We start from the raw sequence: 10,715 nt of genomic DNA, 5'->3' as shown, positions 1-10,715 counted from the left end.
CGTCCGCCACCGCCTGAAGACGGCTCTCCGGCAGACGCCGCAACGCCGCAGGCTCCTCAAGACCGTCAAGAATCGACGTCACGCTCTCTCTCTCGGCCAAGACCAGCACCCGTTCTTGAAGCTTGACCGGCCGGCGCCATCTCTCCGAAAACCTCGCACCCGGCGGGGCCGGCACGTGCGGCCCTTGAACAGCCGCAGACCCGGAGGGACAGCCGGCACAGCCGGTGTCATGATAGTGCCAGTTACGGATGATCGGCGTCCCGATCAATGTTGGACGGCGATTTTTTACGGTTTCGTGCCCGCGCGGCAACATGAGGCTGGCTGTTGAACGCCGTTCGTCTGTGCACAATCCTGCTCGCTGCGCCGGTCCTCTTCGGCGGTCCGTTCGCCGGCCAGGCTTATGCCGATCCGCGTCCGGTCGACGGGAACCTCACGTTTCCGTGCGGCTTCCTGGGCGACTGCCCGGCCCGCAAGATTCCGGGCGGCCCGGACCGTGCCGTCCACCCGTTCGAGGGCAGCATCGGCCGCCCCTGCGGCTGGCGCGTGCGGCCGACGCCCCAGGGCCCGCGGAAGGTCCGCACGTGCTACTGAGACCTCTGCAGGCCGTCATCGTCCTGGCGCTGCTCGGGGCGTCCCCGGCCGCCGCCGACGACCCGCCATGCCCCGGCCTGTTCGCCGAGGGCCGGGCTCCCGTCCTGACCAATCCGAAGCTCGCGGCCCATACCCGGCCCCTCTGCTTCGAGGCCTATGCGGTGCTGCATTCGGGCGCCTCGCGCACGCCGCTCTACGCGGCCGAGCACCTCACCCGCGAGAGCGTCGCCGCGGCCCGCATGGTCGCCCGCGACGACAGCTTCCACGAGGAGGAGCGCCTGCCCGCGGCCGAGCGCTCGCAGCTCGAGGACTACGTCCATTCGGGCTTCGACCGCGGCCATCTCGCCCCGGCCGGCGACATGCCGACGCCGGAGGCGCAGGCCCAGTCGTTCAGCCTCGCCAACATCGTCCCCCAGAACCGCGCCTTCAACCGCGGCCTCTGGTCGGGCATCGAGGAGAGCGTGCGCCGCCTCGCGAGCCAGCGCGGCACGCTCTACGTGGTCACGGGTGCCGTCTTCACCGGCGGCGTGGTCGATGCCCTGAAGAGCCGCGTCCTGGTGCCGACCCAGCTCTACAAGGCCCTCTACGACCCGGCCAGCGGCGAGGCCGGCGCCTATCTCGCGCCCAATCGCGGGGGCGGCGAATGGCGGGCCGTGTCGATGGACGAGCTGCGCGCGGTCGCGGGCGTCGACGTCTTCCCGGGCCTGCCCGCGGCAGCGAAGGCGCGCGCCATGGACCTGCCGGAGCCGCGCGAATTCGCCCGCGGCGATGCGGCGGAGCGGCGCCCGCGCTCAGACACCTGGCAGGACTGGTTCTTCCGCGAGCTCGCCCGCGCCGTCTCGAAGGCGCTGCGCGACGTGCTGCGCTCGATCTTCTGACGGAGGGGTGCGATGACGACCCGCAAGACCGCGCCGCGTTTCGAGCCCTTCGCCGACGATGCCTCCGTGCGCAACCTCGGCGGGCTCTCCTTCGAGAACGGCCGCGACCGGATCGGCCTGCACGGCTCCCTCGACCTGACCCGCGACAAGGCCGGCCTCGCCCTGGCGCGCGAGTTGAAGCGGACGGCCGCGGCGATCGTCGCCGCCCTCGAATCGGCCGATCTGCCCGAGGCCGTCGCCGAGCCGGAGGCGGCGCCGCAGCCGGTCAAGAACCCTTTCGCCTGAGCGGTTCGATCCCCATCCTTGCCCGGCCCTGCCGGGCCTGATAGTCGGGTCCGATCATTCCACGCGAGAGCGGCCGGCCCCCGACAGGCGCCTCTCACGAAACTCCCGGCCTCCGGGAGCCCCCCTCCGGCCATGACGGCGCGGCGGGATCTTCGTGAGAGACAAGCGGGCGGACCGGTCCGAGCCTGCGCCGCACCCCGGCGGCGCCGCGCCGCAACATGGCAGCGCTGCGCGAGCGCGCCGGCCCGAACCCAGAGGATACCGCGATGGCCCGCGAATTCATCTACCACATGCGGGGCCTGACGAAGGCCTATACCGGCGGCAAGAAGGTCCTGGATAACGTCAACCTGTCCTTCTACCCCGATGCCAAGATCGGCGTGCTCGGCATCAACGGCGCCGGCAAGTCGACCCTGCTCAAGATCATGGCCGGCATCGACACGGACTTCACCGGCGACGGCTGGGTCGCCCAGGGCGCGCGCGTCGGCTACCTGCCGCAGGAGCCGCAGCTCGATCCGAACAAGACGGTCCGCGAGAACGTGATGGAGGGCGTGGCCGAGAAGCAGGCCATGCTCGACCGCTACAACGAGCTCGCCATGAACTACTCGGAGGAGACCGCCGACGAGATGACCGAGCTCCAGGACCGGATCGAGGCGCTCGGTCTGTGGGAGCTCGATTCGAAGGTCGACCAGGCCATGGAGGCTCTGGGCTGCCCGAGCGACGAGCAGCCGGTGGCCACCCTCTCGGGCGGCGAGCGCCGCCGCATCGCACTGTGCCGCCTCCTGCTCTGGGAGCCGGAGCTGCTGCTCCTCGACGAGCCGACCAACCACCTCGACGCCGAGACGGTGAACTGGCTCGAAGGCCACCTGCGCGCCTATCCCGGCGCGATCCTGATCGTCACCCACGACCGCTACTTCCTCGACAACGTCACGAGCTGGATCCTCGAGCTCGACCGCGGCCGGGGCATCCCCTACGAGGGCAACTACTCCTCCTGGCTGGTGCAGAAGCAGAAGCGCCTCGAGCAGGAGGGCCGCGAGGACATGGCCCGGCAGCGCTCGATCGCCCGCGAGCAGGAGTGGATCGCGGCCTCGCCGAAGGCCCGACAGACCAAGTCGAAGGCGCGTATCACCCGCTACGAGGAGCTGGTCGCCAAGCAGGCGCAGAAGGTCGACGCCACCGCGCAGATCGTCATCCCGATCACCGAGCGGCTCGGCCAGAACGTCATCGAGTTCAAGAACCTCTCGAAGGCCTACGGCGACAAGCTGCTGATCGAGGACCTGTCCTTCAAGCTGCCGCCGGGCGGCATCGTCGGCGTGATCGGCCCGAACGGCGCCGGAAAGACGACCCTGTTCAAGATGATCACCGGCAACGAGAAGCCCGATGCCGGCGCCATCGAGGTCGGCGAGAGCGTGCATCTCGGCTATGTCGACCAGTCGCGCGACGCGCTCGATCCGAATGCCACCGTCTGGCAGGAGATCTCCGGCGGCAACGACATCCTCTATTTCAACAAGCGCGAGATCAATTCGCGCGCCTACTGCGCGGCCTTCGCGTTCAAGGGTCCCGACCAGCAGAAGAAGGTCGGCGTGCTCTCGGGCGGTGAGCGCAACCGGGTTCACCTCGCCGCGACGCTGCGGAAGGGCGGCAACGTGCTGCTCCTCGACGAGCCGACCAACGACCTCGACATGGAGACCCTGCGGGCGCTCGAGGAGGGCCTGGAGGATTACGCGGGCTGCGCCGTCATCATCAGCCACGACCGCTGGTTCCTGAACCGCATCGCGACCCACATCCTCGCCTTCGAGGGCGACAGCCACGTCGAGTGGTTCGAGGGCAACTTCTCGGATTACGAGGCGGACAAGCAGCGCCGCCTCGGCGCCGATTCGATCATGCCGAAGAAGATCAAGTACAAGAAGTTCTCCCGCTGAGCGGCGTACTCCTGCTCTTCCCCTCTGGGGGGAGGGCAGGCGCGCCCGAGGCCGGCATCGGGATCGGCCGCGTCAGCCCCACGCGTTCAGCGCCAGCGCGTCGGCGAGGTCGCGGATATCCGTCAGCTTCTGGCCCCGGGCGCGCATGGCCTTGAGCATGGCCGCATCCGGGAAGCCGCAATAGGGCAGGACCGGCACGCTGCGGCCCTCCGGGACGGCGCCCTCGCGCGCGATCCGGTCGAGCAGGCTCTGCAGCATCAGGAGCCCGTGCTGGTGCAACTGCACGGAGGCCCGCGTCGCGGTGATGCCGGGCGTCAGGCGGAAGCGCTCCTGCGCCAGGATCGCCCCGGCATCGATGCGCGGGGCGAGGCGGTGCAGCGTCATCCCGAACGTGTCCGGGCCTTCGGCCAGCGCATGGATCGTCGGGACCGGACCGCGATGGCGCGGCAGCAGCCCCGGATGGGCGTTGACGCCGCCGAGCCGAGCCGCCGCGATCGTCTCCGCCGTGAGGATCTGGTCGAAATGGTAGGTGACGATCAGGTCGGGCGCGTGGCTGCGCAGGGCGCCGGCCACCTCCGGCCCGTTCACGTCGTCCACCGAGAGGACCGGCACCCCGTGACGGGCGCAGAGCGCGGCGAGCGGCGTCGTCTCGCTGAGGTCGCGGGTGCGGGCGAGCGCCTGGGTCAGCGGGCTCAGCGGACGCATCAGGTCCGGCAGGCCGAAATTGATCGCGAGATAGGGCAGGATCGCCGGACCGGAGCGTGCGAGATGCTGGCGGACCTGGCCGACGAGCCCGCCGGCCGCGGGGCGCTCCGCGTTGGAGAGGCCGACGAAGGCGATCTCGCGGGCATAATCTGCCACGAAGCGGCGCATCGCGCGCGCATTCGGCAGAGCCTCCAGGACGAAGAGCGCGATCCGGGCGCGGGCCATCAGCGCCGTTTCCGGATCTGGAAGCGGAATCCGTGCATGCCGAGCCGGCGCAGGCGCTCGGGCAGCAGGCCGGCGCCGCGGGCGAGGACGGCGAGACGCAGCGGAAAGGCGACCACGTCCTGGTCGCGGGCGAGCCCCCGCGCAATCCGCCGCGCCGCCTCCTCGGCGCTCATCTCCAGCGGGCGCCAGCCCTTGTAGTCGCCGCCCATCGGCGTCTTCACGTAGCCGGGCGTCACCACGTTGATCTTCACGCCCCGCGCGCGAACCTTCTCGCGCAGGGCCAGGCCATGCGCGAACAGGGCCGCCTTGGCGCCGCTATAGGCCGGGGCGTCCGGGAGCGGCGCGAAGGCCGCGAGCGAGGACATCAGGGCGATCTGGCCTTGCCCGCGGGCGAGCATCCGGCTCACCATCGGCAGCATCACGTTGAGTGCGCCGCCGAGATTGATGTCGGCCGTCTCGAAGGCGGTCTCCTCGGTCTCGATATCCCCGGTCGGATGGCCGCCATTGATCGCCGCGTTCACGATCACGAGGTCGAGGGGGTGGCGCGCGTCGGCCGCCTCCAGGAACGCGCGCACGGCCGGGCGGTCGCGCACGTCGAGAGAGACGGTGTCGACCGTGGCGCCGGCCGCGCGGCAGTCGGCGGCCACCGCCTCGAGCCGGTCGCGATCGCGGGCGACCAGGACCAGGGTGGCACCCGGGTCTGCATAATGGCGGGCAAGCGCCGCGCCGATGCCGCTCGACGCGCCGGTGATCAGGATGCAGGGCATGGCCCGGGTGCTACCCCGCGGCGTGGCAGCGGATCAAGGGATCCGCTCAGTAGACCGGCGCGAGGCTGCCCTCGGCCTCGGCGCGGGCGCGGATGGCGCGGGCGGCGGCCACGGTCGCGTCGGGCAGCGTCGCCTCGAGCCGCGGCACGGCACCGGCGACGGCGCGGGCGATCGCCTGCTTCGAGAAGAAGCCGCCATTGACCTGGGTGCGGTGGAGGACGACCCGCCGGAAATCGGCGACGAGATCCATCTCCGGCGGGGTCGGATCGGTCCAGAAGCCGTTGAGGTCGCCCTGATGGGTGAGGCCGGCCATGTTGTAGATCGCGGTGCCGACCGCATGGGTCGGCCGGCCCATCTCCAGGGAGAGCATGCCCACCGTTGAGTTCACGATCACGACGCCGCGGGCGCCCGCGATCAGCGTCGGCAGGTCGCCGCCGTCGATGAAGTCGAGCCGCTCGCTGACCCCGTGGCGCCGGGCCGAGGCACGGGCGAAGCGGCGCCAGTTGATCAGGCCGCTATCGAGGGGATGCAGCTTGACGAGCAAGCGGGTCGGTGCCCGCGAGGTCTCGGCGAAGGACTTGATCACCCGGTCCATGAAGCCCTCGACCCCGAGGAAGGGGGAGTGCACCCGGATCTGGTAGTCGCTGTCGAGTTGGAGCGGCAGCAGGAAGTAGTCGCAGCCCACCGCGTTGTAGATCTCGCTGCAGCGTGCGGCCTCGCGCCGGGTCCGGCCGCGGCGGGAGAACTTCTTGATCCAGCCCGCATATTCCATCGCGATATGCGTCGGCCGGTGGCTGCGGAAATGCGGGTAGAGGTAGGGGAAGAAGATGTTGGCGAGGTTGTAGCTGACGTCCCACAGGCTGCGGCGCGCCATGTCGCCGGTCGAGGGCATCACCCGGCCCGGCTGGGGCAGGCGGCGCGCCAGCGCCCGCACCGCCTCGGCGCTGCGGGGCAGGGAGGAGTAGCCGTTCACGCCGCCGAGCTCGCAGGTGATCCAGTTCGGCCGGATATAGCCCTCCTCGAAGACGTGGACGCGCAGGCCGTAGCGCTTGGCCACCTCGCGGGCGACCGCGTGAAAGGGCCGGCAATCGCCGAACAGCACGATGTCCGTCACGCCCTCGCGCAGCACGTAGGCGTCGAGATAGGCGGGCCAGGCCCGGCGCGAGCCGCGGTAATTGTCCGAGGCGCCGCGCCAGAACAGCCAGTCGCCCGAGCAGAAATTGATGCGCCGGACCTGATGGCCGCGCGTCTTCAGCGCCGCGCCGAGATCGGCGAAGAACGGCGAAGCGATGCCTTGAAGGAACAGGAAGGTGGCGGGCAGGCCCCGGCCGCCATCCCGCGCCAGACCGTCGAGGACATCCGGAGTCGCGTCGCAGGGGCCCTCGGGATCGGCCAGGATCCGGACGGCGGGAACGACGGAGGCGGTGTCTGGGCGAGGCTGCAGCATTCCGAAGCGCTTCTGTCCTTCACCGCGCCGGGGGACCATCGATCCCGCGGGAGCCAACCTAAGGGCTCGCACGGAGCACCGGCGCACAGCAATGCGCTCCGGCCGGTAAGCCCTGTGAATTCCGAGACTTGTGTCTGACCGGCAACGCCGGATGGACATGCTCGGTCGACAGGTCCGGCCGAGCGACCGCAACTCCGGACTAGGCCTGAATCACGGCGACCATATGTCCTGCCCCGCTCGCACGTGCCGCCAGCCCGGTGTCATCCCCACGATGCACAGGCAGCATGGTGAACAGATCTGTGCTGACGGCATGGCGTGGCCTCGCTCATGCCGAAAAGGTGCGCCAGACCGCTCGGGTCCACGGGCGCTCACGAGCCGGGACGAACGTCGCTCCGGCGAGAGGATCCGTCCGAAGGCGCGCAGCCGTTCCCGATTGCAACGCGGTCGAGAAGGGCGCTAGGCCTTTGTCGTCACGCGCTCTCTCACGCCGAACCGGCTTCCACTCCGGCGGAGAGCGCTCTAGTGCACCCCGCGAAGCTCTCGAGGTCGCCGGCCGCCCTTCAGTCGGCCGCGGCGTGAGCTTCGGTGAAGGACCCGCGGGTCCCGCGGACGAGCGAGACATGAATCCGGCCCCGACCGCGCTCTTCTCCACCGGACCGACGATCACCCGCCTGCGGGCGGAGATCGAGGCCGCCACCGGCTGCGCCTTCGGGCCGTTCGGGCGCGGGGCGGCCGTCGCCTGGCAGCCGGCTTCCATGGCCGCCGGCCTCTCGCGCCTGCTCGGACGCCCGCTCTTCACGGTGGAGCCGGGGCCGCTGCGCAGCCCCTACGACCGGCCCGAGACCGGCCTCGCCAGCCTGCGCATCCGCCATCCGGACGCCACCGTCGCGGTCCACTACTTCGATCCCTGGACGCGCCGGCCGATCGACGCCGAGGCCTGCACCGAGCGGGTCGACTGGCTGCGGGCGCGCTTCGCCGAGAACCACCGTCGTGTCGTCTATGTCGGCATGTCGCGCTGGAAGCGCCCGGCGCTCGACGTGTTCGGGATGGGCCCACAGGGGCCGCCGATCCACACCATGACCGCCGAGGATGCGGTGGCGGAGGCCAAGCGCTGCGGCGGCCGGATCCAGGCCTGGGCCACGCGGGCGCCCGCGTCGCTGGAGGCCGCCTGCGCCGCGGCTGGCCTGCCGCTCGCCCGCGTGGAGGACGGCTTCCTGCGCTCGGTCGGGCTCGGCGCGAGCCTGCGCATGGGCGCCTCGATCGTCGTGGACGATGCCGGCATCTATTACGATCCGCGGCGCGAGAGCCGTCTCTCGCTGCTCCTGAAGAGCGCCGATTTCCCGGCCGCCCTCACCGACCGGGCGCGCCGCCTGCGCGAGGAGATCGTGGCGCGGCGCCTCAGCAAGTACAATGTCGGCCTCGATGCCGGCACCCGCGACTGGCCGGCCGGACGCCGGGTCGTGCTCGTGCCGGGGCAGGTGGAGGACGACGCCTCGGTGCAGTTCGGCTCGCCGACGGTGCGCTCCAACCGGGCGCTGCTCGAAGCGGCACGCGCCCGCAACCCGGACGCCTTCCTGCTCTACAAGCCGCATCCCGATGTCGAGGCCGGCTTCCGCCCGGGCGCCATCCCGGAGGCCGAGGCCCTGGCGCTCGCCGACCGGATCGTCTCCGGCATCAGCATCGTCGACCTGCTCGACCGGGTTCAGCACGTGGAGACCATGACCTCGCTCACGGGGTTCGAGGCGCTGATCCGCGGTCTCACGGTGGCGACGCATGGGCGTCCGTTCTACGCGGGCTGGGGCCTGAGCGAGGATCTCGCGCCAGGCGCGGACCGGGGCCGGCGCCTCGCCCTCGACGAGCTCGTCGCCGGCACGCTGATCCTCTATCCGCGCTATCTCGACCCGGTGGCGATGAAGCCCTGCGAGCCCGAACAGCTTCTGGCCCGGCTCAGCGCCGAGCGCGACGCCGCCCCGCGCAGCGCCCTGCATCAGGGCGGCCTGTCGCTCGCCCTGATGCAGGCGCGCTACCGGCTGCTCAATCCGATCGTGCGCCGCCTGCGCGCCCGCCGCGGCGTCAGGCCGGGCGGGGCGGGACAGGACTAAGGCGGATGGCCTTCCTCTCGGGCTTCCTGCCCGCCCTCGGCGCGGCGCTCGCCGTCTCGGCCGCGATCGAGCGCTTCGGCGGCGCCGCGCGGGCCCCGTTCGGCGCACGCCCGACCGATCTCGGCCTGCGGCTCGGCGCCTACACGCTGCTGACCCTGTTCTGGTTCGTCTTCTCCTGGCGTCCCTGGCTGGCCGGCCTGAGCACGGTGCTGACGGTGGCGGCCCTCGTCCTGGTGAGCCGGATGAAGCGCCACGTCATCGGCGAGCCGCTGGTCTTCAGCGATTTCGCGCTGCTGCCGCAGGTGCCGCGCCATCCGCAGCTCTACTACATCCCGCCGGTGACGAGCCCGATCATCGCGGGGCCGGTGCTTGCCGGATTCCTTGCGGTCGCGGCCTGGTACGTGCTGGAGCCGAGCCTGCTGCCGCGCGGGACCGGCGCGGCGGTCGCGGCGATCCTCGCCCTCCCGGCGGCGCTCGTCGCCCTGGTGCTGGCGGCGCAGCGCCCGCCGCTCGCGGGCCTCGTCGCCCGCCGCTTCCCGCGGCCGGACCTCGAGCGGGATATCGGGCGCCTCGGCCTGCCGGCGACGCTGATGGCCTATTGGCTGCGCCGCCGCGGCGAAGGTCCCGCCCGCGCACCGGCGATCGCGCGGGCGACGGCAGCGGCCGATCCGGTGGTCGTCGTCATCCAGCTCGAATCCTTCGTCGATCCCGAGCGGCTCGGCGGCGCGCCGCTCCCGCTGATGACGCTGATCCAGGACCGCGCCACGGAGTACGGACGCCTGCGCGTGCCGGCCCACGGCGCCTACACCATGCGCAGCGAGCACGCGGTGCTGACCGGGCGCGACGTGGATTCCCTCGGCTTCGGCGTGTACGACCCCTATCTCGCCGCGGGCGGCGACGAGCCGACCAGCCTCGCCCGGCTCGCGGCCGAGGCCGGCTACGAGACCGTCTTCGTCCACCCCTTCCACCGCGACTTCTTCCAGCGTGCGCAGGTGATGCAGCGCTTCGGTTTCGAGCGGCTGGTGATGGAGGAGGCGTTCGGCGACGCGCCCCGCATCGGTCCCTACGTCTCGGACGTGGCGCTCGGGCGGCGCATCCTCGACGAGGTCCGCAACCGGCGAGGGCCGCTCTTCCTGTTCAGCGTCACCATGGAGAACCACGGGCCCTGGAAGCCCGGGCGCCTGCCGGGGATCGACGATCCGCTGGCGCAGTATCTCCACCACGTGGCGGGCACCGGCCGCATGGTCGAGGAGCTGGTGGCGGGGCTCGAAGGGGAACGGGCGACGCTCTGCGTCTTCGGTGATCACGCGCCCTCGCTGCCGACCTGCCGCCCGGGCTTCGGCGAGACCGCGACCGACTACGCCCTGTTCCGCTTCGGCGCCGCGGAGCGTGAACCACCCCGCCGGATCGACCTGACGGCGGACGCACTGGGGCGTCGCCTCCGGGCCACGGTCGGCGCCGAAGCGGGGGTGCCGGCAGGGGCGAGCCCCGCACAAGCGTGACCGTGCCACCGTCGTGACGTATTGCGGGCCGAAGGACGGTCCGTGCCCGCTGGCCCGAACGCTTCGTAAAGCGGTCTCGGCCATTGCTGGCGCGTGTTCATGTGTCGACCCGGCGGGCGCGAGCCATGGCCGGGATGGAGTAGGCTGATGCTGCGTCAGGCAGCGCTCATCGCGCTGATTTCGGCCCTTGCGGGCGGCTGCTCAGTTCTTCCGGCGGCGGGCCCGACCGCGCGTCAGGTGGATGCGGGGGCGGAGGTGGCCACGCCCGACGGGCTGTTTGCGCGCTACGAGATC

At 71.4% G+C, this 10,715-nt stretch carries 9 protein-coding genes; 6 read left to right on the top strand and 3 right to left on the bottom strand.

Features of this window, described 5'->3' with window-relative positions:
- The first annotated feature begins 324 nt into the window (after window positions 1-324).
- The 4 genes from MET9862_RS30315 to ettA all read left to right on the top strand — a co-directional run bounded on the left by MET9862_RS30315 (window position 325) and on the right by ettA (window position 3,673).
- Window positions 325-591 (top strand): hypothetical protein, encoded by a 267-nt coding sequence (locus MET9862_RS30315; RefSeq protein ID WP_244612923.1) that lies wholly within the window; start codon window positions 325-327, stop codon window positions 589-591.
- Window positions 582-1,469, top strand: coding sequence for a DNA/RNA non-specific endonuclease (locus MET9862_RS26460; RefSeq protein WP_142585925.1), 888 nt, complete (start codon window positions 582-584; stop codon window positions 1,467-1,469). The genes MET9862_RS30315 and MET9862_RS26460 overlap by 10 nt, the downstream gene beginning before the upstream one ends.
- A 12-nt stretch (window positions 1,470-1,481) precedes the next feature.
- On the top strand, window positions 1,482-1,754 hold the full coding sequence (locus tag MET9862_RS26455; RefSeq protein ID WP_142585924.1) for a hypothetical protein: 273 nt from the start codon (window positions 1,482-1,484) through the stop codon (window positions 1,752-1,754).
- A gap of 266 nt (window positions 1,755-2,020) precedes the next feature.
- Window positions 2,021-3,673: an energy-dependent translational throttle protein EttA gene (gene ettA, locus MET9862_RS26450; RefSeq protein WP_142585923.1), complete on the top strand. Its 1,653-nt coding sequence runs from the start codon at window positions 2,021-2,023 to the stop codon at window positions 3,671-3,673.
- Between the two features lie 72 nt (window positions 3,674-3,745).
- On the opposite strand, the gene MET9862_RS26445 is transcribed toward ettA, so the two are convergent.
- From MET9862_RS26445 to MET9862_RS26435, 3 genes are read right to left on the bottom strand one after another with little or no spacing between them, the layout of a single operon-like run.
- On the bottom strand, window positions 3,746-4,603 hold the full coding sequence (locus tag MET9862_RS26445; protein ID WP_142585922.1) for a formyltransferase family protein: 858 nt from the start codon (window positions 4,601-4,603) through the stop codon (window positions 3,746-3,748).
- Window positions 4,603-5,370, bottom strand: a complete 768-nt coding sequence (locus MET9862_RS26440) for an SDR family NAD(P)-dependent oxidoreductase (protein ID WP_142585921.1) — start codon at window positions 5,368-5,370, stop codon at window positions 4,603-4,605. The genes MET9862_RS26445 and MET9862_RS26440 overlap by 1 nt, the downstream gene beginning before the upstream one ends.
- A 46-nt stretch (window positions 5,371-5,416) precedes the next feature.
- Window positions 5,417-6,817: a capsule polysaccharide biogenesis protein gene (locus MET9862_RS26435; RefSeq protein WP_142585920.1), complete on the bottom strand. Its 1,401-nt coding sequence runs from the start codon at window positions 6,815-6,817 to the stop codon at window positions 5,417-5,419.
- 620 nt (window positions 6,818-7,437) lie between these two features.
- Between MET9862_RS26435 and MET9862_RS26430 the strand changes: the two genes are divergently transcribed.
- Together MET9862_RS26430 and MET9862_RS26425 are read left to right on the top strand one after the other, a co-directional pair.
- Entirely contained in the window at window positions 7,438-8,919 is a 1,482-nt protein-coding gene (locus tag MET9862_RS26430) for a capsular polysaccharide export protein, LipB/KpsS family (protein ID WP_244612922.1), read from the top strand.
- A gap of 5 nt (window positions 8,920-8,924) precedes the next feature.
- A complete protein-coding gene (locus MET9862_RS26425) occupies window positions 8,925-10,421 on the top strand; it encodes an LTA synthase family protein (RefSeq protein WP_142585919.1) in 1,497 nt (498 codons plus the stop codon).
- The last annotated feature ends 294 nt before the right edge of the window (window positions 10,422-10,715 follow it).

It is taken from the genome of Methylobacterium symbioticum, assembly GCF_902141845.1.
GTDB classification, from domain to species: domain Bacteria; phylum Pseudomonadota; class Alphaproteobacteria; order Rhizobiales; family Beijerinckiaceae; genus Methylobacterium; species Methylobacterium symbioticum.
The sequence above is the reverse complement of the archived record's forward strand: the minus strand, read 5'-3'. Positions and strand labels throughout refer to the sequence as shown.

Excerpts from the sequence above, each read along its gene's own strand:
- MET9862_RS26435 (WP_142585920.1), bottom strand. The coding sequence starts at position 6,817 with ATGCTGCAGCCTCGCCCAGACACCGCCTCCGTCGTTCCCGCCGTCCGG.
- MET9862_RS26445 (WP_142585922.1), bottom strand. The coding sequence starts at position 4,603 with ATGGCCCGCGCCCGGATCGCGCTCTTCGTCCTGGAGGCTCTGCCGAAT.
- MET9862_RS26440 (WP_142585921.1), bottom strand. The coding sequence starts at position 5,370 with ATGCCCTGCATCCTGATCACCGGCGCGTCGAGCGGCATCGGCGCGGCG.
- MET9862_RS26425 (WP_142585919.1), top strand. The coding sequence starts at position 8,925 with ATGGCCTTCCTCTCGGGCTTCCTGCCCGCCCTCGGCGCGGCGCTCGCC.
- ettA (WP_142585923.1), top strand. The coding sequence starts at position 2,021 with ATGGCCCGCGAATTCATCTACCACATGCGGGGCCTGACGAAGGCCTAT.
- MET9862_RS26455 (WP_142585924.1), top strand. The coding sequence starts at position 1,482 with ATGACGACCCGCAAGACCGCGCCGCGTTTCGAGCCCTTCGCCGACGAT.
- MET9862_RS26430 (WP_244612922.1), top strand. The coding sequence starts at position 7,438 with ATGAATCCGGCCCCGACCGCGCTCTTCTCCACCGGACCGACGATCACC.